Source organism: Paraburkholderia diazotrophica (assembly GCF_900108945.1).
GTDB classification, from domain to species: domain Bacteria; phylum Pseudomonadota; class Gammaproteobacteria; order Burkholderiales; family Burkholderiaceae; genus Paraburkholderia; species Paraburkholderia diazotrophica.
Window position 1 is genome coordinate 40,845 of the sequence record NZ_FNYE01000006.1, and the last position, 24,060, is coordinate 64,904.

A 24,060-nucleotide genomic window follows, 5' to 3' on the forward strand; every position below is an offset into this window, starting at 1 on the left:
TATTCGGTGTCGCGGGCTGCAACACGGGTGCATGAAGCGGGTGAGGCGTTTAGCTAGAGCGTTGGCGACGAACATCAGCGAGCACACTGCCGTATGAAACTCGGGGACGTTGAGAGCCCGTGGGTAAAGGTCAAGCACTGGCGGTGTGAGCCCGCTTTCTTTGCTTACTTTCTTTGCGGCGGCAAAGAAAGTGAGTGCCGCCCCGCACAGGGGCAACGCCCGCGCCGGTAGGCGCATCGCGGATGCCAGCGAAGGGCAAAGCAAACCAACGCAATCGCGGATGCCGGCAGCAAGCCATAGAGACCAAAACAAAGCGGTCGCAGACACAAACCACATCGCGGAGGCTCGCGACAAGGGCAAAAACCCAACAGCATCGCAGACAACAAAAAAACTCAAACCGCCAGGGTCTCCTCACCCGCCAGCCGTTGCGAATGCGTGCGCAGCAGGTCTACGAAGCGCTGTGCCGGTTCGGCCAACGCTTCATCCTTGCGCGTGAGGATGCCAAACCCCGCGAGGCTCTTGCCTATCTCGACGGGCAGCGCGACAAGCAGCTTGCCGCGCACATGATCGCGCACGACGGACTCCGGCAGCATCGCGACGGCGTCGTAGTTTTCGAGCAGTTGCAGCGTCGCGAAGATCGACGCGCATTCCGTCAGGTTCGCGGGCGTGCCGAGACCCGCGCGCGCCAGCTCTTCTTCGAACAGCATGCGCGCCGGACTCGTGATCGGCTGCGCGACCCACGGCCAGGCCATCAGATCGGGCAACGTGATCGACGCGTGATTCGCGAGCGGATGCACGGCACGCACGACCAGCACGAGCGTCTCGCGTGCGAGCGGTTCGAAGCTGAAGTCGTTGTGCTGCAGCGGATCGGTCAGACGTCCGAGAGCGAGATCGATTTCGCGGCGATGCAGCAACTGCACGACCTGATCGCTCGTTTCGCCGAGGATGCAGACGTGCAGCAGCGGCCTTTCGGTTTTCAGCGCGGCGACGGCCATCGCGAGCAGATCGGGCGCGGCGCCCATGATCGCGCCGACGGTCAGCTGCCCGTGGCCGCCTTTGCGCTTCATATCGAGGTCTTCGGCAAAGCGCGTGAGGTCCGCGAGCGCGCGCCGCGCATAGGCGAGCGTGACGACGCCGAGCGGCGTCGGCTGCATGCCCCGCGCGTTGCGCTCGAACAGCAGAAAGCCGAGCGCTTCCTCGATGTCGCCGAGCATGCGGCTCGCGCTCGGCTGCGCGACGTTGATGGCGTCGGCGGCCTGATGGACGTTGCGTGCGTCGTCGAGCGCGACGAGCAGCGCAAGATGCTTGAACTTGAGCCGGTTGACGAGGGCGACGGTGGCGGCGTTCTGGCTCATGAATGGTCCGGCAGTATGGGACAGTCAGCGATTCGGTTTGCGTATCGCCCAATCCCAACAACGGATTGAGATGCTATCGACGCCCGAATTATAGTCGCATCGAGACGCTTCCTCAGAGCGCGCAACGTATAAATGAACAAGAGTGGAGACACGGCCGGCATGGAGACAATCGCTTTCCGGATGGTGCTGAACCCAGGCATGCGCGACGAGTACGAGCGCCGGCATCGGGAGATCTGGCCTGAGCTCGTCGATGCGCTGCGTCAGGCGGGCGTGCGCGACTACCGTATCTTTCTCGACGAAGGCACGCAGCATCTGTTCGCGATCCTGACGCGCACGGCCGATCATTCGATGGAGCGTCTTCCCGATCTCCCCGTGATGCGCAAATGGTGGGATTACATGGCCGACATCATGCAGACGGCGCCCGACCACACACCGCTGCAAGAGCCGCTCGTCCCTGTATTCGAATTGCAGCATCCCTTCAACTGATTCGCGACGCTCGCCGCGCACATGCGCAGGCGACGAAGGACGCGCCATGAAAGTTGTCGACCCGCACATTCATCTGTGGGATCTGAAGACGCATCACTACCCGTGGCTCGCCAATCCGGGCGTGTCGTTCGCCGGCGATGCGCGCGATTTGAAACACGATTATCTGATCGCCGACCTGCAGAACGACGCGGGCGAGATCGAGCTGCTCAAGTGCGTGCACGTCGAGGCGAATCACGATCCCGCCGATCCCGTCGAGGAGACGCGCTGGCTGCAATCGGTGGCGCAGGCGCCAGGCTCGCGCTCGATGCCGAACGGCATCGTCGCGGGCGTCGATCTGTCGGCGAAGAACGCCGCGCAGATACTCGAAGGACACGCGGCATTCGCCAACACGCGCGGCGTGCGGCAGATCCTCAACGTGCATCACGACAAGCTCTATGACTACGTCGGCCGTCATTTCATGCGCGAAGCGGCGTGGCGCGAACACTTCGGGCTGCTGCGCCGATACGGAATGTCGTTCGACATGCAGCTCTATCCGTCACAGATGGACGAAGCGGCCGCGCTCGCGAACCAGCATCACGACACGCAGTTCATCGTCAATCATGCGGGCATGTTCGTCGACCGCAATAGCGTCGCCGGCTATCGCGCATGGCGTGAAGGGATGAAGACGCTTTCGCAATGCCCGAACGTCGCGGTGAAGATCAGCGGCCTTGCGATGTTCGATCATCAGTGGACGGTGGAAAGCCTGCGCCCGTATGTGCTCGAAACCATCGATACGTTCGGCGTCGAGCGCGCGATGTTCGCCTCGAACTTTCCGGTGGATCGGCAGTTCGGCGCGTACGGCGACTTGTGGCGCGCGTATGCGTCGATCGTCGGCGCGGCGAGCGACGCGGAAAAGGATGCGCTCTTCGTGCGCAACGCCGAACGGCTCTATCGCATCTGAAGCATTGAAGCATCGAAGCATCGAAGCATCCGGGCATCTGAAGCATCCGACAACACGCGGTCGCAGCACGAAGGAGGAGAGGGTGCAGCAACACATTCAGGAAGTGCCGAGGCTGGAACTGCGGCACGCGAGCAAATCGTTCGGGCGCGTGCGCGCGCTGTCGGACGGCGAGCTCGTGTTATGGCCCGGCGAAGTGCATGCGCTGCTCGGCGAAAACGGCGCGGGCAAGTCGACGCTCGTGAAGATTCTCGCGGGCGTGCATCAGCCCGATACGGGCGAGCTGCGCATCGACGGCATCGAGCGCCGCTTCGCGACGCCCGCCGAAGCGCGCGATGCGGGACTCGCCGTCATCTATCAGGAACCGACGCTGTTCTTCGATCTGTCGATAGCCGAGAACATCTTCATGGGACGGCAGCCTGTCGATCGCTTCGGGCGCATCCAGCACGAAGCGATGCGCCGCGAAGTCGACAGCCTGCTTGCGTCGCTCGGCGTCGATCTGCGCGCGGATCGCCTCGTGCGCGGTCTGTCGATCGCCGACCAGCAGGTGATCGAGATTGCGAAGGCGCTGTCGCTGAACGCGAACGTGCTGATCATGGACGAGCCGACAGCCGCGCTGTCGCTGCCCGAAGTCGAGCGGCTCTTTGCGATCGTGCGCAAGCTGCGCGAGCGCGACGTCGCGATTCTGTTCATCACGCACCGGCTCGATGAAGTGTTCGCGCTGACGCAGCACGTGACGATCATGCGCGACGGCGCGAAAGTGTTCGACGCGCCCACTTCTGAAATGACGACGGAATCGGTAGTCGCGAAGATGGTCGGGCGCGATCTGGAGACGTTCTATCCGAAGGCGGACGTGAAGCCCGGCGACGTGCGGCTGTCGGTGCGCAACCTGACGCGCATCGGCGTGTTCAAGGATGTGTCGTTCGACGTGCGCGCGGGCGAAATCGTTGCGCTTGCGGGTCTTGTCGGCGCGGGTCGCAGCGAAGTGGCGCGCGCGATCTTCGGCATTGATCCCATCGATTCGGGCGACGTGCATATCGCGGGCAAGCGTCTGAAAACGGGCAATCCCGCCGCGGCCGTGCGCGCGGGGCTCGCGCTCGTGCCCGAAGACCGTCGTCAGCAAGGGCTCGCGCTCGAGCTGAGCATCGCGCGCAATGCATCGATGACGGTGCTCGGACGGCTCGTGCGCCACGGCCTGATCTCGACGCGCAGCGAAACGCAGCTCGCGACGCGCTGGGGCACGCGGCTGCGGCTGAAGGCGAGTGATCCGTCCGCGCCCGTCGGCACGCTGTCTGGCGGCAATCAGCAGAAAGTGGTGCTCGGCAAGTGGCTCGCGACGGGCCCGAAAGTGCTGATCATCGACGAGCCGACGCGCGGCATCGACGTCGGCGCAAAGGCCGAAGTGTATGGCGCGCTATCAGAACTCGTGCAGGAAGGCATGGCCGTGCTGATGATTTCGAGCGAGCTGCCCGAAGTGCTCGGCATGGCCGACCGCGTGCTGGTGATGCACGAAGGCCGCATCAGCGCAGAGATCGCGCGCGCCGACGCGAGCGAAGAGCGCATCATGAGCGCCGCACTCGGGCAATCGGCGGCATTACTGGGGCGCGCAGCATGATCCGGCATTCGACTGCTTCACATACTTCTTCTCACGCGCCTTCGCACGCGGCGCCCATCGCGCACGCGCCGTTGCAACACGCGCGCACGGGCCTTGGCGGCTTCGTCTCGACAATCGCGAAGAGCCGCGAGACGACGCTCTTCATCGTGCTGATCCTGCTGATACTGGGCACGTCGCTCGCGCGGCCGCAGTTCCTGAATCTGCAGAACCTGCGCGACGTGCTGCTCAATGTGTCGATCATCAGTTTGCTCACGGCAGGCATGACGGTCGTGATCCTGATGCGGCATATCGATCTGTCCGTCGGCTCGACGGTAGGGATCAGCGCGTACGCCGTCGGCAGCTTGTACGTCGCATTTCCGCATATGCCCGTGCTCGTGGCGCTCGTTGCGGGCGTTGTGATCGGGCTCGTCGCGGGCGGCATCAATGCACTGCTGATCGCGGTCGGGCGCGTGCCGTCGCTCGTCGCGACGCTGTCGACGCTCTATATCTTTCGCGGCGCCGACTACGCGTGGGTGCACGGCGGCCAGATCAACGCGACGAGCCTGCCCGACGCGTACTCGCGTCTCGCGACGGGCACGCTGCTCGGCATTCCGACGCTCGCGCTGATCGCGGCGTTGGTGCTGCTCGCGCTGTCGTTCTATTTGAAGCATTTCCGCGCGGGACGCGAGCATTACGCGATCGGCTCGAACCCTGAGGCGGCGCGGCTCGCGGGCGTCAACGTCGAACGGCGCGTGATGTCGGGCTTCCTGTTGTCGGGCGCGATCGCCGGTTTTGCGGGCGCGTTGTGGCTCGCGCGCTTCGGCACCGTCGACGCAAGCACCGCGAAAGGCATCGAGCTACAGGTGGTGGCGGCCGCCGTCGTCGGCAGCGTGGCGATCACGGGCGGCGTCGGCACGATACTCGGCGCGACGCTGGGCGCGCTCGTGCTCGGCGTGATCAGCATTGCGCTCGTCGTGCTGCACGTGTCGCCGTTTTGGGAGCAGGCGATCGAAGGCGCGCTGATCGTCGCAGCCATCGCCGCCGATACGCTGCTCGCCCGCTCCGTCGCCAAACGCATGATGAGGAAACGCGATCATGGCTAAACCCGATTCCCCGCTGCTCACGCGCAAGCGCGAAACGCCGCTGCGCTGGGAAACGCTGCTCGTCATCGTGCTGATCGCGTCGCTCGCGCTCGGGCGCATGCTGTCGCCCGTGTTTCTGACGGGCGCCAATCTCAGCAACGTGCTCGCCGATCTGACCGAGATCGCGCTGATGGCGCTGCCGATGACGCTGATCATCGTCGCGGCGGAAATCGATCTGTCCGTGGCGTCGGTGCTGGGCGCGTCGAGCGCACTGATGGGCGTGCTGTGGCACATGGGGCTGCCGATGCCCGTCGTGATCGCGCTCGTGCTGCTTTTCGGCATGCTTGCGGGGCTGCTCAACGGGCTCGTGATCGTGAAGCTGAATCTGCCTTCGCTCGCGGTGACGATCGGCACGCTCGCGCTGTTTCGCGGCCTCGCTTACGTGCTGCTCGGCGATCAGGCCGTCGCGGACTTTCCGGCGGGCTATACCGCGTTCGGGATGGATACGCTCGGCGGCACGTTCATTCCGCTGCCGTTCGTGATCGTCATCGTGTGCGCTGTGCTCTTCACCGTGTTGTTGCAGGCGACGGCTTTCGGCCGCAGTCTCTATGCGATCGGCGCGAACTCGACGGCGGCCGCGTTCTCGGGCATCGAGGTCGCGAAAGTGCGGCTGCGTCTGTTCGTATTGTCCGGTCTGGTGAGCGCGCTCGCGGGCATCGTCTACACGCTGCGCTTCACGAGCGCGCGCGGCGACAACGGCGAAGGCTTCGAGCTGTCGGTGATCGCGGCCGTGCTGTTCGGCGGCGTGAGCATTTTCGGCGGACGCGGATCGATGGTCGGCGTGCTGCTGTCGCTGCTGATCATCGGCGTGCTGAAGAATGCGTTGACGCTCGACGATGTCTCCAGCGAAACGCTGACCATCGTGACGGGCGCGCTGCTGCTCGCATCGGTGCTGATCCCGAACGTGGTCGCGCGCTGGCGCGCGATGCGCGACCGCAAGCTGATTGCCGCGCAAACGAAGGCCCTGCCGTAGACGAAGGTAGAAGCCGGTAGCAGCAGGCAGAAGAAGCGCCAGACAGGCAACGTGTTCAATCGACAAACCCGGACAGCACAAGTCCGATCCACCACCAGGAGACAACACATGAACAGACCACTGCATCACGCGGGAGCGCTGATGCTCTGCGCGGCCTTGCTCGGCATCAGCGCCGCGGCGGGCGCGGCCGGCATCAAGTCCGGCCTGAAGATCGCGTTCGTGCCGAAGCAGATCAACAACCCGTACGAAGTGATCGCCGACGACGGCGGGATGGCCGCGATCAAGGAATTCAACGGCGCGGGCAAGGTGGTGGGACCGTCGGACGCGGGCGCTTCGTCGCAGGTGTCGTACATCAACACGCTGACGACGCAGCGTCAGGACGCGATCGTAATCGCGGCGAACGATGCGAACGCGCTCGTGCCGTATCTGAAGAAGGCGATGTCGCAAGGCATCAAGGTCGTGACGTTCGATTCCGATACGGCGCCCGAAGGCCGCCAGCTGTTCGTGAATCAGGCGAACGCGGAGAGCATCGGGCGCGGCCAGATCCAGCTGGTGTCGAAGCTGATGGGCGGCGAGGGCGAGTTTGCGATCCTCTCTGCGACGCCGAACGCGACGAACCAGAACACGTGGATCAAGTGGATGCAGGAGGAACTGAAGAAGCCCGAGTATTCGAAGATGAAGCTCGTGAAGATCGCGTACGGCAACGACGACGACCAGAAGTCGTTCGTCGAGACACAAGGCTTGTTGCAGGCGTATCCGAACCTGAAGGCGATCGTCGCGCCGACGTCGGTGGGCATTGCAGCGGCGGCGCGGTATATCTCGTCGTCGTCGAGCAAGGGCAAGGTCGCCGTCACGGGACTCGGCACGCCGAACCAGATGCGCGCGTTCGTGAAGAACGGCACCGTGAAGGCGTTCCAGCTGTGGGACCCGGGCCAGTTGGGCTATCTCGCGGCGTATGCGGCGGCCAGTCTCGCGTCGGGCGCGATCACGGGCAAAGAGGGTGAATCGTTCGATGCGGGCAAGCTCGGCAAGCGCACGATCGGCCCGCAAGGCGAGATCATTCTCGGGCCGCCGACCACGTTCGACGCGAACAACATCGACAACTTCAATTTCTGACGCGTTTCAGTTTGCTCGACGGAAGAAAGGCCGCTTGCGTGATGCAAGCGGCCTTTTTCTTTGCTGCGCATCTTGCGAACGCAGCGAGCCGCGCAGCGGCATCAGGCGAGCCCGTGTTCCTGCGCGTATTTGACGAGATCGGCGTTCGTCTCCAGGCGGAGCTTCTTCATCGCGGTGCTCTTTTGCGTCGCGACCGTCGAGATCGACCGGTTCACCTGCCGCGCGATGTCGGTCAGCGATGTACCTGCCGCGAAGTGACGTATCACTTCGAGCTCCTTCTTCGTCAGCATCGGCTTGCCGCTCTCCAGTGCGTCGCCGCCCACGCGACGCAGCAGGCGTGCGCGGATCTTCTGCGAAAAGTAGGGCCCGCGATGGCTCGCCACTTCGCGTACGGCAGCCTGAAATTCCGCGATGCCCTCGGTCTTGTCGACGATGCCGGCCACGCCGGAGCGTGAGAGCCGGATCAGCGTGTCGTCGTTGTTGAGCATCGTGAACACGATGATGGGAATGCGCGGGCATTGCCTGCGCAGGCGAGCGATCAGCGCGAGTCCGTCGGTATCGCGCTGCGCGCTGTCCATCGAAAAGTCCGTGACGATCATGTCCCACTGTCCGCCGGACAGCGTCTCCAGCAGCTCCACTCCCGACTTCACGGCCGCGTTGACGGTAAAGCCGGAAAGGCTGCTTAGCGCGTTGATGACAGCATGTCGGATCACCGGATGGTCGTCGGCAATGGCAATCCTGAACTCGCGTGTGGCGTTCATGTTAGTAAGGCGGCGCGGCGCGGGCCCCGTGTCCGCTGCATGCGGAAGATTTGAGATGAAGACCTGCTGAGCGGTGGTGACTTGTCCGCAGTTCTGAAGTGACGCGGATTCTATATCGCAGTGTGCCGACGAATCAAACGTATGTCGTAAGGATCACGAAAATATCCATGAATGAGCCGGTTCTATCGCAATCGTTAGATATTTCGAAGAAATCCGATACCGAAGACCATGCGCAATCAGCATAATCTCGTCGGACGGTTCGAGACACTTTCTGGTTGTGCAGATGCCGTCAAACAGTTTGATGCTCCCCGATTCTATTTGTGAGAAAAAACATGAAAGTCAAAAAGTCAGGATTGCTGATCGCGATGGCCATCGCTGCGGGTGCCGCGCTGCCGACGGCTTCGTTTGCGTCGGACGGAACGATTACATTCACGGGCACGATCACGCCTAACACCTGCACGATCAGCGGCAACGGCGGCGGCCCGTCGTTCACCGTCCAGCTGCCGCCCGTGTCGGTGAAGTCGTTCTCCTCCAGCAGCCCGGTTTCGGGCATCACGCCGTTCAACGTCGCTCTGACCAACTGCACGCCGAGTACGGGCTCTGCCAGCGTGTACTTCGAACCGGGCGCGAGCGTCGATTTGACGACTGGTCAATTGAAGAACATGACGGGAACGGCGACGAACGTCGAGGTTCAGCTGCAAGACAGCAGCGACCAGAAGGTGGTCATCGGCGCGGGCTACAACTCCAGCAGCCAGAAATGGATTTCCATCGTCAACGGCAGCGCGACGCTGATCTATAAGGCCGCGTATGCAATGACGGGCACGGTCGGCGCAGGTTCCGTGAACACCACGACGATGTACTCGATCGTTTATCAGTAAGCAATTGCAGTCGCAGGTTCATACCTGCGTTCCTTGCGGCTGTCATCTGGTTGATCGACGGCCGCGAGAAATCCATGGCGAACCCGGGTTCGCCGGTCCATGCGAGTGAAGTGAGATGGCGGTGCGGAAAAAGCTGGCAGCGGTTTTGACGGTGGTCGCGTTGGCGGTCGGTGTATCGAGTGCTCAGGCGAGCGTGGTCATTAACGGGACGCGTGTGGTTTATCCGTCCGACGAGCGGGAGGTGACGGTCAAGCTCGTCAACGAAGGTGCGGGCCCGGCACTGGTTCAGGCATGGCTCGATACGGGCGACCCCACGACGCTACCCGAAGATGCAAAGGTCCCGTTCAGCCTGTCGCCGCCGCTGTTCCGTCTCGACGCCAGGAAGGGGCAGAGCTTGCGTCTGGTCTACTCGCAAGAACCGTTGGCGCAAAACAGAGAGACCCTGTACTGGCTCAACGTGCTCGAAGTGCCGCCGCTCGTCAACGGCCCGGCCGCGGAAAAGAACACGCTGCAGGTGGCATTTCGCACGCGCATCAAGGTATTTTTCCGGCCTGCGGGTCTGCCGGGCAACGCGCGCGAAGCGCCCGCGCAGATCACCTGGAAATTCGTGAAGAGCGCCAAGGGTGGGTACGCGCTGCAGGCAACCAATCCGACGCCCTATTACGTGACCTTTGCGCATGTTGGCGCGACGGCTGGCGGCAAGAAGTGGTTCAACGAAAAGGGCGGCATGGTCGATCCCGGCTCGACGACGGAGTTCGAGATCGAAAGTCCCGCGCCGTCGGTAGCCGTACCCGAAGAAGTCGACTATCGCTTCGTCGATGACTACGGCGCGGGTGTGGATGGCATTTACCACGCGCCTGGCGCCCGATAAGCCCGGCAACACGATTACACAGACCTTGGCGCACTGCACTTGTGCTGCGCCGGGATGAGTGTGCGCAGCGCATTTGTGCAAAACGAACAACGAACCAACCATGCGTACCAGAGAGCAGTCCACTTTTGCATGTGAAAGCAGCAGGCCGGCCGTCAGGCGCAGCCACGCGCTGATGCTCGGGGCGCTTGCCGCGTCGGTGTCGGCCGTGGGTCACGCGCAAACGTCGACCGTCCCTGACGTGCGGTTCAACGATGACTTCCTGATGAAGCCACGCGGGCGGAACATCGACATTTCCCGCTTCGAGCGTGGCAATCCGATTCCTGCCGGCGACTATCCCGTCGACATTTACGTCAACGGCAACTGGAACGGCAAGGGGCTGATGCGTTTCATCGCACAGGAAGGGAAGGACAGCGCGGTTCCTTGCTTCGACAAGGCATTGCTGCAGCGCCTTGGGCTCAATTTCGACGTGTTGTCGGACGCCGCGCGCGCTGAGATTCAACGAGCAGGGGCGGGAGAGTGCGTCGATCTTGCGGTGATCTCCGAGAGCGCTTCGTATCAGTTCGACCTGTCGGATCTGCGCTTCGATGTCAGCTTGCCCCAGGCTATCGTGCTGCGTGCTCCGCGGGGTTATGTGAGCCCGGAACTGTGGGACGAAGGCGTGCCGTCCGCGACGCTCGGCTACAACGCGAGCACGTTCCATTATTCGGGGCATGGCAATTCGGGCACGCAGTCGTTCATTGCGCTGAACGCGGGCGTCAATATCGGCAGCTGGCATTTTCGCCAGCAGTCGTCATTGCAGCAGGCGACAGGCCGGGGCACGTCGTATCAGGACATCGCGACATACCTGCAGCACGATATTCCATCGCTGAAGAGTCAGCTGATTCTTGGCGATTCGTATACCGACGGCGCGGTGTTTGACAGCATCGGCGTGCGCGGCGTGCAGCTCGTAACCGACGACCGCATGCTGCCCGATTCGCTTCGAGGTTACGCGCCCGTGATTCGCGGCATCGCCACGTCGAATGCGCGCGTCACGGTAACGCAAAACGGCAACCGTCTGTATGAAACAGTCGTTGCGCCAGGGGCGTTCGAAATCAACGATCTCTATGCGACCGGTTATGGCGGGAATCTGCTTGTCACCGTGACGGAGGCAGACGGTAGCCAGCACAGCTATACGGTTCCGTATGCGTCGGTGACGCAGTTGCTGCGTCCGGGGGCGACGCGCTACAACCTCATCGGTGGCGTGATCCGCGACGCGCAGATCGATCATCATAACGCGCTCGTGCAAGGCACGATTCAGCGGGGCATCAGCAATGCAGTCACCGGGTATGCAGGCACGATCCTCGCGGACGGATATATCGCCGGACTCGTTGGCGCGGCCTTCAATACGCCGTTCGGCGCGCTGTCCGCCGACGTCACCGAAGCTCAGGCGAGTGTTCCCCACAGTCATCAGGGCACGACGGGGCAGAGCTTCCGTATCGGCTACAGCAAGTTCATGCCGCAGACGGATACGAACCTCGCGGTGGCGGCGTATCGCTACTCGTCGAGCGGCTTTTGGACATTGCGCGATGCGATGCTTGGCCGCGACTCGTCGCTTTCCGGGCAGGACCCGGCGCGTGTCGATCGCCAGCGCAATCAGATTCAGGTGACGCTCAACCAGAGTCTCGGCGAAAGAGGGGGCAATCTTTACGTCGTCGGTTCGACCGCGGACTACTGGAATCGGCATGGCACCATGACGCAATTCCAGCTCGGCTATAACAACACGGTGCGGCTGTTCGAAATGCCCGTGAGCTACAACCTGTCGATGGGGCGGCAGTCGAACGGCGTCTACGGTCAGACCAGCAATCAGGTGTACGCGAGCGTGTCGGTGCCGCTCGGCAAGTCGCCTCGCGCGCCGCAACTCACGACGAGCGTCGTGCACGACAGCAGTTCGGGCTGGTCCGAGCAAGCCATGCTGACGGGTTCCGCTGGCGTGGACAGCCAGTTCAGCTACGGCGTCTTCGGCTCGCATATGCCGGGTTCGACGATGGGCGGCGGCAATGCGCAGTATCGCAGTCCATACGCGACGTTCTCGGGCAGCGCGAGCGGCGGCTCCGGCTACGCACAGGCTTCCGCAGGCATTCAGGGGGCGATTGTTGCGCATCCGGGCGGTGTAACGCTTGCCAACTATCTTGGCGACACGATTGCCGTCGTCGAGGCGAAGGGCGCCGAGGGCGCGCGCATCACGAACGGATCGGGCGTGCGCATCGATAGCCGCGGCTATGCCGTCGTGCCGTATTTGGCGCCTTACTCGCTCAATACCGTCGATATCGATCCGAAGGGCATTCCCCTTGACGTCGAATTCAAGGCGACGAGCCAGCAGGTCGCACCGCGTGCCAACTCCGTGGTCATGGTGCGTTTCCCCACGGTGATCGGGCGGTCCGCCGTCATCTCCACAAAGCTGCCCAATGGCGCATCGTTGCCGTTCGGCGCGACGGTCACGGACGAGAAGGGCAATGCAGTCGGTGCGATCGGTCAGAACAGTCAGCTATTCGTGAGCGGCATCGCGGACGAAGGCACCCTGGTCGCGAAGTGGGGCAGCGAAGCGGACCAGACATGCGAGATCGCATACCGCTTGCCGCCGAAGTCCGAGGACAGGGGCGCATATGCACACGCAACAGGTGTGTGCGGTGACGTCGGTATCGCATCGAATGGCGCATCGAAGCAGGCGGCCGCGTCGAAGCCGGTTGCCGTCGAAAGCAAACGCGTCGCAGCGATGGACGGTGCGCAGTCCGCCGGACACGCGCCCTCCGCGAGTGTCGTGCCCAGCGCGCAGGAAGCCGCGCGCCACACGATGCCGGCGGCACCCGTTGAGCCGGTGGCCGCAGCAACGGCGATCAGGCCCGTCGCGCTCCTGCCGACTTTCCCGACGCTTGCGCCGGCGGCTAACGCGCCGCTGCGCGTGTCGACGGAGATCGTCAAGCGCACGTCGGTATGGGACGACTGGCAGCCGAAGCCCGCCATTTCCACGGGCGAGAGCCAGCCGCCAGTCGACGCGACGCCCGTGGTCAGTACGAGCTACGTGGCGCCCGCCATCGAAGAAGCGGTGGCGGCGAATGTCGCGACGACCGATCAGACGGACGGCGCCGGGCGGCTGCTGCAGTTGATGAGCGCTGCGCCTGTGACGACGAAGGCTCGCGTTTCGACTTTGTCGATGGTGTCGATGGAAAGCGGGGCTGGGCAATGATGCGGCGTTGCGCGGGATTGTACGGATGTCCGAATGTTTGCGATGCGAATATCGCGCAGGCGGATGAAATCACAGAGGTGAATGAAATGCAGGGATATCTGTATCGGGTGGCGCGAGTTGCGTCGACGGCTGCTGCTTTCGCAGGGACGATAACTTTCGCGAGCGGCGCGCTGGCTAGCGGGCCCATGGTTGGACCGTACGCGCAGCAGTTCATGATGCGCGGCGCAAGCCCGCGCGGTCCCATCGTCACTCAGCCGACGATCACGGCTGCACCTGTTGGCGCTTCTGCGGCGATTGCGAATCAGGCGGTCAATGCGGCCGCTCAGTCTGCACAACAGCAAATCGGTAAGCGAGGCGGCGGGAGGGGGTTGTAATGCGTGCGCTTTTCTCATACCTGGTCGCGCGGCTTACGCAGCGAGAGCGGAAGACGAGACGCCTCGGGCTTGTCGCGGGTGTTCTCATCTGGGCGTTGCTGCCCGTTGGCGCACACGCGGCCACCTGCACGTCAAATCCTTCGGCGACCTTTTCGATGGGATTCCCCGCCACGATCGTCGTTCCGCGAGACTTGCCCGTCGGTTCCGACATCCCCGGCGCGGTAGTCCAACAGCAGGTCCCTGCCGATGGGAGCGTTGGAATCGCATGCACCTTCACTGGTTCCGAGACTGTGCCGGCCGTCTTCACGAACTATCAGGTAGGCAGTTCATCGGGCATCGTGACGCCGATCGGAAATACGGGTGTCGGCTACAAGTTGCACTCGGATAGCACCGGCAGCGACTACGTGACAGGTACGAAGAATCTGGGGGCGGCGCAGTTTGCAGCCGGTCCGACGACATGTTCCGTTGCGCCGTGTCACCTTGTTATGGGGCCAGTCATGACGATGACGCTAGTCAAGGTGCAACAGACGCTCAGCAACCCCACCTTGTCGAGTGGCAAGTATATGGATGTCACCATCGGCGGATATTTGTCGTCGACGGTGTCGATCGCGAATCCCATTCAGATCATCAGCCAGACCTGTTCCGTCACCACGCCGTCGATCGACGTCGATCTTGGAAGCGTACCGCTCAGGAAATTCACGACAATCGGATCGGGGTCCGATCCGGTGAATTTCAACATCGGAGTCGATTGCACCGGGCTGACGACGAATTTGGGCATTACGTTCACGGATGCAGTCAACCCGTCGAATCAGACAAACACGTTGCCGTTGAGTTCGACATCGATAGCGGCGGGCATTGGCATCCAGATCTTGCGAAACGGGACGGCCGTAGCATACGGTCCCGATTCGAACATCGCCGGCACGACCAATCAGATCATGATCGGTCAGGTGAACGGCACGGCAACGACGATCCCGCTGGCCGCGCGTTATGTGCAGACAGCGTCAACCATCCGTGGCGGTTCGGCGAATGGAAAGGCCACGTTCACGATGTCGTATCAATAGCGATGGCCCACGCAACGATATTCAAGAATTGACAGGGATAGCAAATATCGCTGTTGGTGCTAGCAGTAGAAGTAGTTGTGTTTTTTTCATAATTTTTAGTGGGTAACAGAAATGCAAAAAGTCGAACGTAACGCATTGGAACAATCGAAGGTCGCAGGCGGTTGCTGCAAGTGCTGCTGCAAGCCGAAGACGCCGGTGACACCGCCGGCAGGCGGCGGCGGCACGCAGGGCGGTGGCCTGTAATCACCCGTCCAGTGCACTCCGGTCATCATTGACCGCATGGCGCTGACATAGCCCCACGCTCCGAGCGTGGGGCTTTTTCGCTTGTTTGCCTGTTTCCGTCTCCAATTCCCGAATCCCTCACTTTATGACGTCGTGGAAGTCTCCGCGCGAGTGGCTTGGCGCCGTTCGGCGCCGCCTGGATCGTGCTTTCAAAAGCATCGGTCGTTTCTCCGTTCGCACGCTGATGTCGCGCATGCCGCTCGGTGCGATCGAGCCGCTCGCAAGTGCGATCGTGCTGTTTCAACGGTTGTACAGTCCCAACATCCGCTGGAGCGGGATCGAGCGCCGCGAGTTCGCGCTCGATGTGATGAAGAAGGGCGGCCTGAGCAGCCGTCGCCTGCTCGCAGCACGCACCCTGGAAAAGCTGGTCGATCAGCGCCTTCATTTCGGCCGTCAACGCGATTTCGCCGAAGCATGGCCGGACCTTCAACGCATCGCCAGCATGCTTGCGCAGACCATCGCGCGACTGAAGAGCGAAGCGCCCGGACGCCCGATCATCGTTTCGCCGTTTCACTACGTATCGCAGTACGCGAACATCTACGTGATCGACGATCTGCGCGCAAAGCTTGGCCTTTCGCGGATCGGCGTCGTGTCCGGTGTGCCGCGCGATCTCTATGGCAGCGACGATGCGATGATTCCCAACGTCGACGTGCTGTACACGTATAGCCAGGACAATCGCAACGGCCTCGGACTACAGGTCGCGCGCTCGCTCAGGCGCAATGGTGTCGTCGTGATCTTTGCCGACGTGCCGCCGTACACGTTGCATCGCTACCCGATGGAGACCGTCGGCGTGTCGATTTTCGGCCGCGCGGCGCGCATCCACAACGGCGTGTTCCGCATGGGAGCGCCACTCGACGCGATCCTGTTGCCGTTCTATCTGCGCTTCGAGCACGGAAGGTTCGACGGTACCGTTCTCGAGCCCATACGGCTTGCCGATCCCGACGCGCCGCAACGCGTCGCGCGCGAGATCGAGCAGGCGCTCATGAGCAACTTCGAGTGCTCGCTCGTCGCGGGTCATCCTTCCCTGTACGCGTTTGCGCCCGCGAAATAGCACGTAAATAGCCTTTAGAGAATCGATGCGGGCTGTACCAGTCGCGCAGAACAACACTATGGAACCCACCACTTTTCCTCAATTCAAGGACGTGCCGTGGCGATGGATCGCGTACTGCGCATCAGGCATCGTCGTCGCGGCCATCGCATTCGGATTTCTGCATCAGGTCGAACTCAAGCAGGACGTCCAGTGCGAAATCGTCTCGCCATCCGACGTGAAAGTGCAGGGCTTGAACGGGCTCGTGTCGGCTGTCTATGTGCGTCCCAGCGAGCGCGTGATCGCGGGCATGCCGCTTTTCAGCGTGCAACGCGACCTGTCGCTTGCGAGCGATGGGCGCCAACGGCCCATGTTCGACGAACAGATGCGCGATGAACAGATTCTCACCGCCGATCAGCAGTATGAGCAGCGCAAGGCGCAGTTGGGCGCACAACTCGACGCGTCGAATGCGACGGCCGAAAGCCGTCGCGCAGAGGTGGCCGCACTCGACGAACAGGTCGCGCAAAACCGGCAGCTCGTCGCCGAGGCACAGCGCAAGCTGAGCCGGCTGCAATCGGTGTCCGACTACGTAAGCGCCGATCGCATCGAGCAGGCGAGCGCCGAGATGCACCAGGCGAAGGTCTCGGTCGCGCAAGGCGTCGCGCGGCGCGAGCAGCTGAACGGCGAAATTGCGACGCTGCGCAGCACGCAAAGCGATCTGGCGGCGCAGCTGAAGGAGAACGATGCCAGACATGCTCGCGATGTCCAGGACATCCAGATGCGCTTCGAACAGACACGCCAGAATTCTACGATTTCCGCGCCCAAGTCGGGCGTCGTGACATTCTCCGCGCTCGTGCCGGGCCGCACGCTGGACCCCGCCGACGTTGCGCTCGTCATTTCCACCGACGACAAAGGCGCGCTGCGCGCCGCGCTGCGTATCCCGTCGCGCCGTCGCGGCTTCGTGCAGACAGGACAGACGGTGCGCCTCAAGTTCGACGCGTTTCCCTACGTGAAATTCGGCACCTACGAAGCACGTATCGACGCGATCTCGCAGACCACGGTCCAGTCACCGATGTCGCCGTCGCTCACGACGGCAATGGGGCAGAAGGACAACGGCGAAGGCGATTTCATGGCGTGGGCGACGTTGCGCGGCAAGACGTTTGACTACGGCAAGCAGCACTTCGCCATCCTGCCGGGCATGCGCGCGACGGCGAGCATCGTCGTCGAACGCAGAACGATTGCGGAGTGGGTACTTGAGCCGTTGTTTCGCATGATCAGAGGTTGAAGAAATGCGCACGATCTATCAAAACGAAGTCGCGGAATGCGGCTACGCGTGTCTTGCGATGGTGCTCACGCATCTCGGCTGCGCAACCGAAGTGCGCGAGCTGTCGGCGTACCGGCCCATCTCCGCGAACGGCCTCTCGTTGATGGACCTCTACGACATGGCCACCGAGTTCGGACTGGCGGTACAGGCCTATCGCTTCGGACTCGAAGACGTGCCAACCATCAGGCGCGGCTCGATTCTTCATTTCGGCGGCGCGCATTTTGTGGTCTTCGAGAAGTGCGGGCGCGGCTACGTGCAGGTCATCGACCCGGCGACGGGGCGGCGGCGTATTTCGATGGACACGTTCGCGGCCGCCGTGTCGGGCTTTCTGCTCGAATGTTCGCCGACACCCGGCATGCCGCGCGTGAAGGTGAAATCCCAGGTTCCGAAAGCGCTGGCGCGCGTGCGTGCGCTCAATCCGGATCTGCACAGGCATCTCGCGAAAGTGATGTTCGTGATGCTCGGCAGCCAGTTCGCGATTCTCGCAGCGCCGTACCTCGGCAGTCTGGTGCTCGACTATGTCGTCGCGGCCGACAACGTCAATCTGTTGAACGTGCTGGCGCTAACGTTCGCGGGCATTTTCGCGGTAGGCGCATTGAGCCAGTACGTGGAAACGCGGCTGGTCGAACTGCTGCATCAGCGCACGCAGATCAACACGACGGAAGGGCTGTTGGGGAAGCTATTGCGCAATCCGATGTCGTGGTTCGAAAAGCGCCATGTCGGCGACGTCTTTGCGCGTCTCAAGGCACAAGACGAAATCAGCGTGCAGGCCGTCCGTACTTTCACGCATATGTGCGTGGACTCGGCTGTCGGCGTGCTCGCGCTCGCATTGATGCTGATCCAGAGCCCACGGTTGACGGCCGTCGCGCTGGCGATCTTCGTTATCTATCTGTCGATCGCGCTGGGCATGTTCGCGCGCATGCGGGACAACCATGCGCTCGTGCTCGAAACTTCCGCACGCTGCGACGATGCGCTGATCGAGACGATACGTGCGGCGTCGCTGATCAAGCTCGCTCAAGGCGAGACGCGGCGCACGTCAATCTTCATGACGAAGTATCGCGAGTACGTCGCAGCGCTTTTGACCGACAATCGTCTGAGCAGCGCGCGCGACGCCATTCTCAAGGCGGTGCAATACACCGATACACTCGCAATCACATGGTTTGCCGCGCAACTGATGCTGACCGGCAAGGTGTCGGTCGGCGTGTTCTATTCGTTTTTGATCTACAAGTCGCTGATGTCCGAGCGCTTTGCGCGCACCGCCAACGGCGTGTTCTCGCATTTCATGCTGAGCGTGCCCGTCGCGCGCGTGGACGATATCGTCGAGTGCGAAGAAGAGCGCTATACGCCGCCCGCCGATACGAACCGCGCAACGGAAGTGCGTGCGTTCGAGCGCATCGACGTGCGCGATGTGACGTTCAGCTATGGCGTATCCGATCAACCCGTGCTGAAAAACGCGAGCATCGAGATTATCGCGGGCAACAAGATCGCGATCACGGGGCCATCGGGTGCGGGCAAATCGACGCTCTTCAAGCTGCTTTCCGCCGCGGAACCCCTTCAGCAAGGGCATATTTCGCTCAACGGCATCGCATGGCCGAACCTCACCGTCGACGAAATCCGCCGTCACGCAGCGCACATGCGGCAGGGCGATCTGATTCTGCACGGTTCGATCGCGGATAACGTGTCGCTGTTCTCGGGGAACATCGACCAGGCGCGCGTGCAATCCGTGCTCGAAGACGTCGGCCTGTGGAACGACGTGATGCGTCTGCCGATGCGCACGCGCACCGTCATCAGCGACACGATCGCCAACATCTCCGCAGGTCAGCGCCAGCGGCTCCTGCTTGCCCGCGCGCTCTATCAGCGGCGCAGCCTGTTGCTGCTCGACGAGCCCACGTCGAATCTCGACCCTGCATCCGTCGAGCACATCGGCGCGCTGCTGCAGCGCCTCGATTGCACGGTCGTCGTGATTACACACGACATGTCGCTCGCCGCGAGCTTCGGCACGCGCTACCGGCTCGTCGACGGCGCGTTGATGCGCGAGCCGTCAAATCATGGTCATATCGAAGTGGAACCGTTGCATGCGTAGTCTCAAACACTCAATCGGGATGGCGGCAACGTTCTGTTTGCTCGACGCCAGCGCAAGCGCTCAGGCCGCCGATCTCGTCACCGTCGTGCAACAGGCGCTCGGGCATGACGCCGATCTGGCGCAGGCGCGCGCCGCTCAGGTCGCCGCGAAAGAGGCGGTGCCGCAGGCGCGCGCGCCCCTTTTGCCACAGATATCAGGGGGCTGGGGACGCACGTACAACAGCATCGCGACACAAGGCTTTCCGCGCACGTCGTACTGGCAGAACGGCTGGACCGTGTCGCTCACGCAGCCGATCTTCGACTGGACCAAATGGGAGGCCTACAGGCAGGCCGATTACGTCGAAGCGCTGGGCGCGGTCAACGTGGACTTCGCGCAGCAGACAGCGTTGTTGCATGCCGTGCGCGCCTATTTCGACGAACTCGCAGCGGAGGACGAAGTGACGCGCGCGTCAGACTACGGCGCCGCCGTCGACACGCAGCTCCAGATTCTGCAGCGCAACCGCGCGGCCGGCGAGGCGACCGTCATCGACATGCGCGAAGCGCTGACATCGCGTGAGCAGGTCACGTTGCAGCAGTCGGACGCGCAAAACGCGCTTGCTGCGAAGCGCCGCGCGCTGGAACAGGTGACGGGCGCGCCGTTCACCGCGCTGTCGCGTTTGCCCGATGCGCTTGCGCTGCCGAGTCTCGCGCCCGAGGATGCCGATGCGTGGGCGAATCAGGCAAAGGATCACGGTTATCCGGTGCAACAGAAGCAGCTCGAATGGCAGGTCGCGAAGTTCGATGTCGGCAAGGCGAAGGGCGAGCACTATCCGTCCGTGTATCTGACGGGCAGTTATACGCCGTCGGGCGCGGCATCCGGCTACGCACGACCGACGACGACGGCAACGGGCATGCTCGCCGTGTCGATTCCGCTGTACGCGGGCGGGGCGACGCAATCGAAAGTCAGGCAAACCGAGGCGCTGCAGGACGAGGCGATGCAAGCACTCGTCGGCGCGACACGCACGGCCGACGCATCCGCTCGCGACAACTACGCGCGCTATCAGCAAGGCCGCGCACGCGTCGACATGCTCGCGCATCTGGTCGCATCGTGCCGCGAAACGCTCGCGGCTACACGGGTCGGCTACAAGGTCGGCACGCGTACGAGCACCGACGTATTGCGCGCCATCGATGCGCTCTATTCGACGCAGCGCGATCTGCTTGCCGCGCGCTACGACGCGGTCGTCACGTTGTTGCAGCTAAAAGGCGATACGTCGACGTTGAGCCTCACGGATGTTGTCCAGATCAACACGTTGCTTCGTTGAGCGCTCAACTATTCGTCAAGAACTGTCAAAAATGAAGGGCTGGGGAAAAAGCCGTCAACGCTTCGTCAGCCGGGACGTTTAGAGCGATGACCTATCAGGTCGGCGGCCCGTGAGCCGTTTAATCAACGCAAGGTTTTGAGGAATCAAGTCAATGAACAAGCACATCATCGCTGCCGCTCTGGCAGGTCTGTTCTCGGTCGCCGCATTCGCCCAGGCATCGGCTCCCGCAGCCACGGCACCGGCTCCCGCCGCCACGGAACAGGCAACGGCTGTTGCATCGGCGCCCGCCGCAAAGCATCACGCAAAGAAGCATCACGCCAAGAAGCACCACGCTCACAAGGCAGCGCCGAAGGCAGCCAGCGACGAAGCAGCATCGGCAGCGCAGTAACGCGCGCGCCACGCTGAGACTGAAGGGGGAAGCGCGCAAACGTCTTCCCCCTTTGCATGTGCGTCAGACGCGCGTCTGGCGCTGGTCCGCGAATGGACCGAGCCGGCTTGCAAAACGGCGCGCGCATTCGAGTCCGAACGGGGTTGGACGCGTGCCGCGATCGCGAGCGACGTCGAAACCCATGCGCCATGCGGCGATGCGTTTGCCGTAGCAGGTCAACGCGTCGAGCGATTGCATCACGAATACGATCGACGACAGGATGTCTTCGTACAGCGCTTCTGCGTTCGCGTGATCGCCTTTGGCAAAAGCGTCGTAAATGGCAGCTTGCCAGTCGAATGTATCGGGCGCAACGATCAGTCCCGCGCAACCGGCGCGAAGATTGTCGATGAGTTCCTGTCCACCGCGTCCATTGAAAACGGGCAGTCGACTGCCTTGTTCCCGCAGGCGTTCTATCGTCGATTGAATGACCGCGGCCGGGCCTTCGCCTTTTAGCCACTGGAATTGCGGGCACTGCGCCGAAAGCGCGACGAGCGATTGCGCCGACAAGCCGACGCCCAGGTACTCAGGCGCATTCTGAATGCCTACGGGCACGTTCACGCGCGCCATGACTTGCGAGAAGAAATCGAAGTAGAACGATTCCGGTTTGTCGCGCATGGAAGGCGGCTGAAGGATCAGCGACGACGCGCCGAGTTCCACCGTGTAATCCGCGAGCGCGAGTTGCGCATCGACGGTATCGCCCGTGATCGTGACGGCCAGAGGAACGCGCTCGTCGATGTGTTTGCTGGCCCATTCGATAAAGCGTTGCTTCTCTTTGAGCGACAGGCGGTTCACTTCAGTCGCAAGGCCAAGAATCACGATGCCGCGTGCGCCTGCTTCGATCGTGCGATCGATCTGCGTGTGAATGGCGCGCTGGTCGAGTGCGTTGTCGGCGTCGAAGTACGCGTAGAGCACGGGCCATATGCCGCGCGGCGAAAAAGGATCGAGGCGTGACGTCATGATCGTCATGATCGATGCCGTATCAATGTGATTCGCGCGGCACGGGCGCACCGCTCGCGCCGACGAGGAAGTCGAGGTCGGCGCCCTGGTCGGCCTGCAACACGTGCTCGACGTAGAGCCGGTAGTAGCCGCGCGCAGGCAATTCAGGCGCTTGCCATGCGGCGCGGCGCCGTTCGAGTTCTTCGTCGGATACGTCGAGATGCAGACGCCGCGCGTCGACATCGAGCTCGATCATGTCGCCCGTCTGCACCAGTGCTAGCGGCCCGCCTGCCGCCGCTTCGGGCGACACGTGCAGCACGACGGCGCCGTACGCCGTGCCGCTCATGCGGCCGTCGGAAATGCGGACCATGTCCGTGATGCCCTTTTGCAGGACCTTTTTCGGCAACGGCATGTTGCCCACTTCCGCGAAGCCCGGATAGCCTTTCGGCCCCGCGCCTTTGAGCACCATCACGCAGTGCTCGTCGATATCGAGCGAGTCGTCGTCGATCTTCGCGTGCAGTTCTTCGACGTTCTCGAATACCACCGCGCGGCCTCGATGCCTGAGCAACGAAGTTGTCGCCGCCGACGGCTTGATGACGGCGCCGTTCGGCGCGAGATTGCCTCTGAGCACGGCGATGCCCGCATGCGGCTTGAACGGCTCGGCGAAGGTCGTGATCACTTTCTGGTCATAGTTGGGCGCGTCGCAGACGTTCTCCCAGATCGTCTTGCCGTTGACGGTCAATGCATCGCAATGCAGAAGACCTTGCTCGCCCAGTTGACGTAGCACCGCGGGCAAGCCGCCCGCGTAATAAAAATCTTCCATCAGGTGCTCGCCCGACGGCTGCAGATTCACGAGGCACGGCACATTCGATCCGAGTTCCCAGTCTTCGAGCTTGAGGTCGACGCCGATGCGCTTCGCGAGCGCGATCAGATGCACGACGGCATTCGTCGATCCGCCGATCGCTGCGTTTGTGCGTATCGCGTTTTCGAAGGCCTCGCGTGTGAGGATCTTGTCCATCGTCACGTCGTCGCGCACCATCTCGACGATGCGCCTTCCCGCGAGATGCGCAAGCACCTGGCGGCGCGCATCGACTGCGGGAATCGCCGCGTTGTGCGGCAGGCCCATGCCGAGCGATTCGACCATCGACGCCATCGTCGATGCCGTGCCCATCGTCATGCAATGGCCGCGCGAGCGGTTCATGCACGACTCGGCGTCGACGAATTCCTGCTGGCTCATCGTGCCCGCGCGCACTTCTTCGGACATTTGCCACACGCCCGTGCCCGAGCCGAGCGTGCGTCCGCGAAAGCGGCCGTTGAGCATCGGCCCGCCCGAGACAGCCAGCGCGGGCAGATTGCACGAAGCCGCGCCCATCAGCAGCGCTGGCGTGGTCTTGTCGCAACCGACCAGCAGAATCACGCCGTCAATCGGATTGCCGCGTATCGACTCCTCGACATCCATCGAAGCCAGGTTGCGAAACAGCATCGCCGTGGGCCGCAGATTCGATTCGCCTAGCGACATCACGGGGAATTCGAGTGGCAGGCCGCCCGCTTCGCGTACACCGCGTTTGACGTACTCGGCGAGTTCGCGAAAGTGAGCGTTGCAGGGCGTCAGTTCGGACCACGTATTGCAGATGCCGATCACGGGCCGGCCATCGAATTCGTCATGAGGAATGCCCTGATTCTTCATCCACGAGCGGTGGATGAAGCCGTCCTTGTCGTTGCCGCCGAACCAGCTTTGCGAGCGAAGTTTGCGCATGATGTCTCCTGGGTCTGCTTCGTTTTATCTGCTTCTTCGTTGTCCTGTCGCTGCAAGATGAGCTTAGCCGATTCGTCGCGCGATGCATGCACCCATGCCGTAGCGGCTCGCGTCGCGGAGCAGCGCAGTTGCATTGCAGCAGAGCGCGACCGAG

The 24,060-nt window shown here is 62.6% G+C and carries 19 protein-coding genes; 15 read left to right on the top strand and 4 right to left on the bottom strand.

All coding sequences use genetic code 11. From position 1 onward, the window contains the following. Window positions 1-392 precede the first annotated feature (392 nt). Window positions 393-1,355, bottom strand: coding sequence for a LysR family transcriptional regulator (locus BMW76_RS10135; RefSeq protein ID WP_090865011.1), 963 nt, complete (start codon window positions 1,353-1,355; stop codon window positions 393-395). A 159-nt stretch (window positions 1,356-1,514) separates the two neighbouring features. On the opposite strand from BMW76_RS10135, the gene BMW76_RS10140 reads away from it, so the two are divergent. The 6 genes from BMW76_RS10140 (at window position 1,515) to rhaS (ending at window position 7,603) form a co-directional block, all read left to right on the top strand. Continuing rightward, window positions 1,515-1,841, top strand: a complete 327-nt coding sequence (locus BMW76_RS10140) for an L-rhamnose mutarotase (RefSeq protein WP_090865012.1) — start codon at window positions 1,515-1,517, stop codon at window positions 1,839-1,841. A gap of 46 nt (window positions 1,842-1,887) precedes the next feature. Continuing rightward, window positions 1,888-2,781, top strand: a complete 894-nt coding sequence (locus BMW76_RS10145) for an amidohydrolase family protein (protein WP_090865013.1) — start codon at window positions 1,888-1,890, stop codon at window positions 2,779-2,781. An 82-nt stretch (window positions 2,782-2,863) separates the two neighbouring features. Beyond that, window positions 2,864-4,393, top strand: a complete 1,530-nt coding sequence (locus tag BMW76_RS10150; protein WP_090865216.1) for a sugar ABC transporter ATP-binding protein — start codon at window positions 2,864-2,866, stop codon at window positions 4,391-4,393. Next, entirely contained in the window at window positions 4,390-5,475 is a 1,086-nt protein-coding gene (locus tag BMW76_RS10155) for an ABC transporter permease (protein ID WP_090865014.1), read from the top strand. Before BMW76_RS10150 ends, BMW76_RS10155 begins: the two co-directional genes overlap by 4 nt. Beyond that, complete coding sequence (locus BMW76_RS10160; protein WP_090865015.1) at window positions 5,468-6,487, top strand: ABC transporter permease; 1,020 nt, start codon at window positions 5,468-5,470, stop codon at window positions 6,485-6,487. Before BMW76_RS10155 ends, BMW76_RS10160 begins: the two co-directional genes overlap by 8 nt. A 108-nt stretch (window positions 6,488-6,595) precedes the next feature. Continuing rightward, window positions 6,596-7,603: a rhamnose ABC transporter substrate-binding protein gene (gene rhaS / locus BMW76_RS10165; RefSeq protein WP_090865016.1), complete on the top strand. Its 1,008-nt coding sequence runs from the start codon at window positions 6,596-6,598 to the stop codon at window positions 7,601-7,603. A gap of 101 nt (window positions 7,604-7,704) precedes the next feature. Here rhaS and BMW76_RS10170 read toward each other — a convergent pair whose 3' ends face one another. Next, on the bottom strand, window positions 7,705-8,364 hold the full coding sequence (locus tag BMW76_RS10170) for a response regulator transcription factor (RefSeq protein WP_090865017.1): 660 nt from the start codon (window positions 8,362-8,364) through the stop codon (window positions 7,705-7,707). A gap of 332 nt (window positions 8,365-8,696) precedes the next feature. Here BMW76_RS10170 and BMW76_RS10175 point away from each other — a divergent pair, with 332 nt between their 5' ends. The 9 genes from BMW76_RS10175 to BMW76_RS10220 all read left to right on the top strand — a co-directional run bounded on the left by BMW76_RS10175 (window position 8,697) and on the right by BMW76_RS10220 (window position 21,175). Then, on the top strand, window positions 8,697-9,242 hold the full coding sequence (locus tag BMW76_RS10175; RefSeq protein WP_090865018.1) for a fimbrial protein: 546 nt from the start codon (window positions 8,697-8,699) through the stop codon (window positions 9,240-9,242). Window positions 9,243-9,357: 115 nt separating this feature from the next. Then, on the top strand, window positions 9,358-10,113 hold the full coding sequence (locus BMW76_RS10180) for a fimbrial biogenesis chaperone (protein WP_090865019.1): 756 nt from the start codon (window positions 9,358-9,360) through the stop codon (window positions 10,111-10,113). A gap of 100 nt (window positions 10,114-10,213) precedes the next feature. Continuing rightward, window positions 10,214-13,336 carry a fimbria/pilus outer membrane usher protein gene (locus BMW76_RS10185; protein WP_090865020.1) on the top strand — a complete coding sequence of 1,041 codons (3,123 nt, stop codon included), beginning with the start codon at window positions 10,214-10,216 and terminating at the stop codon, window positions 13,334-13,336. A 373-nt stretch (window positions 13,337-13,709) separates the two neighbouring features. Next, window positions 13,710-14,771 carry a fimbrial protein gene (locus BMW76_RS41635; protein WP_090865022.1) on the top strand — a complete coding sequence of 354 codons (1,062 nt, stop codon included), beginning with the start codon at window positions 13,710-13,712 and terminating at the stop codon, window positions 14,769-14,771. 475 nt (window positions 14,772-15,246) lie between these two features. Continuing rightward, window positions 15,247-16,104 (top strand): lysophospholipid acyltransferase family protein, encoded by an 858-nt coding sequence (locus tag BMW76_RS10200; protein ID WP_245763165.1) that lies wholly within the window; start codon window positions 15,247-15,249, stop codon window positions 16,102-16,104. A gap of 58 nt (window positions 16,105-16,162) precedes the next feature. Beyond that, complete coding sequence (locus BMW76_RS10205) at window positions 16,163-17,365, top strand: HlyD family efflux transporter periplasmic adaptor subunit (protein ID WP_090865023.1); 1,203 nt, start codon at window positions 16,163-16,165, stop codon at window positions 17,363-17,365. A 4-nt stretch (window positions 17,366-17,369) separates the two neighbouring features. After that, on the top strand, window positions 17,370-19,487 hold the full coding sequence (locus BMW76_RS10210) for a peptidase domain-containing ABC transporter (RefSeq protein WP_090865024.1): 2,118 nt from the start codon (window positions 17,370-17,372) through the stop codon (window positions 19,485-19,487). Continuing rightward, window positions 19,480-20,787 (top strand): TolC family outer membrane protein, encoded by a 1,308-nt coding sequence (locus tag BMW76_RS10215; RefSeq protein ID WP_245763166.1) that lies wholly within the window; start codon window positions 19,480-19,482, stop codon window positions 20,785-20,787. The genes BMW76_RS10210 and BMW76_RS10215 overlap by 8 nt, the downstream gene beginning before the upstream one ends. 151 nt (window positions 20,788-20,938) lie before the next feature. Beyond that, window positions 20,939-21,175, top strand: coding sequence for a hypothetical protein (locus tag BMW76_RS10220; protein WP_090865026.1), 237 nt, complete (start codon window positions 20,939-20,941; stop codon window positions 21,173-21,175). A gap of 63 nt (window positions 21,176-21,238) precedes the next feature. Here BMW76_RS10220 and BMW76_RS10225 read toward each other — a convergent pair whose 3' ends face one another. Next, a complete protein-coding gene (locus BMW76_RS10225) occupies window positions 21,239-22,180 on the bottom strand; it encodes a dihydrodipicolinate synthase family protein (protein ID WP_245763167.1) in 942 nt (313 codons plus the stop codon). A gap of 13 nt (window positions 22,181-22,193) precedes the next feature. Next, the gene (locus tag BMW76_RS10230) at window positions 22,194-23,906 is read right to left on the bottom strand and encodes an IlvD/Edd family dehydratase (protein ID WP_090865027.1); all 1,713 of its coding nucleotides are present in this window, start codon (window positions 23,904-23,906) and stop codon (window positions 22,194-22,196) included. Window positions 23,907-24,060: the final 154 nt, after the last annotated feature.

What these genes read in the sequence shown, in the direction of transcription:
- BMW76_RS10135 (WP_090865011.1), bottom strand. Translation starts at nt 1,355, where the DNA reads ATGAGCCAGAACGCCGCCACCGTCGCCCTCGTCAACCGGCTCAAGTTC.
- BMW76_RS10140 (WP_090865012.1), top strand. Translation starts at nt 1,515, where the DNA reads ATGGAGACAATCGCTTTCCGGATGGTGCTGAACCCAGGCATGCGCGAC.
- BMW76_RS10145 (WP_090865013.1), top strand. Translation starts at nt 1,888, where the DNA reads ATGAAAGTTGTCGACCCGCACATTCATCTGTGGGATCTGAAGACGCAT.
- BMW76_RS10155 (WP_090865014.1), top strand. Translation starts at nt 4,390, where the DNA reads ATGATCCGGCATTCGACTGCTTCACATACTTCTTCTCACGCGCCTTCG.
- BMW76_RS10160 (WP_090865015.1), top strand. Translation starts at nt 5,468, where the DNA reads ATGGCTAAACCCGATTCCCCGCTGCTCACGCGCAAGCGCGAAACGCCG.
- rhaS (WP_090865016.1), top strand. Translation starts at nt 6,596, where the DNA reads ATGAACAGACCACTGCATCACGCGGGAGCGCTGATGCTCTGCGCGGCC.
- BMW76_RS10170 (WP_090865017.1), bottom strand. Translation starts at nt 8,364, where the DNA reads ATGAACGCCACACGCGAGTTCAGGATTGCCATTGCCGACGACCATCCG.
- BMW76_RS10175 (WP_090865018.1), top strand. Translation starts at nt 8,697, where the DNA reads ATGAAAGTCAAAAAGTCAGGATTGCTGATCGCGATGGCCATCGCTGCG.
- BMW76_RS10180 (WP_090865019.1), top strand. Translation starts at nt 9,358, where the DNA reads ATGGCGGTGCGGAAAAAGCTGGCAGCGGTTTTGACGGTGGTCGCGTTG.
- BMW76_RS10185 (WP_090865020.1), top strand. Translation starts at nt 10,214, where the DNA reads ATGCGTACCAGAGAGCAGTCCACTTTTGCATGTGAAAGCAGCAGGCCG.
- BMW76_RS41635 (WP_090865022.1), top strand. Translation starts at nt 13,710, where the DNA reads ATGCGTGCGCTTTTCTCATACCTGGTCGCGCGGCTTACGCAGCGAGAG.
- BMW76_RS10200 (WP_245763165.1), top strand. Translation starts at nt 15,247, where the DNA reads ATGCCGCTCGGTGCGATCGAGCCGCTCGCAAGTGCGATCGTGCTGTTT.
- BMW76_RS10205 (WP_090865023.1), top strand. Translation starts at nt 16,163, where the DNA reads ATGGAACCCACCACTTTTCCTCAATTCAAGGACGTGCCGTGGCGATGG.
- BMW76_RS10210 (WP_090865024.1), top strand. Translation starts at nt 17,370, where the DNA reads ATGCGCACGATCTATCAAAACGAAGTCGCGGAATGCGGCTACGCGTGT.
- BMW76_RS10215 (WP_245763166.1), top strand. Translation starts at nt 19,480, where the DNA reads ATGCGTAGTCTCAAACACTCAATCGGGATGGCGGCAACGTTCTGTTTG.
- BMW76_RS10220 (WP_090865026.1), top strand. Translation starts at nt 20,939, where the DNA reads ATGAACAAGCACATCATCGCTGCCGCTCTGGCAGGTCTGTTCTCGGTC.
- BMW76_RS10225 (WP_245763167.1), bottom strand. Translation starts at nt 22,180, where the DNA reads ATGACGATCATGACGTCACGCCTCGATCCTTTTTCGCCGCGCGGCATA.
- BMW76_RS10230 (WP_090865027.1), bottom strand. Translation starts at nt 23,906, where the DNA reads ATGCGCAAACTTCGCTCGCAAAGCTGGTTCGGCGGCAACGACAAGGAC.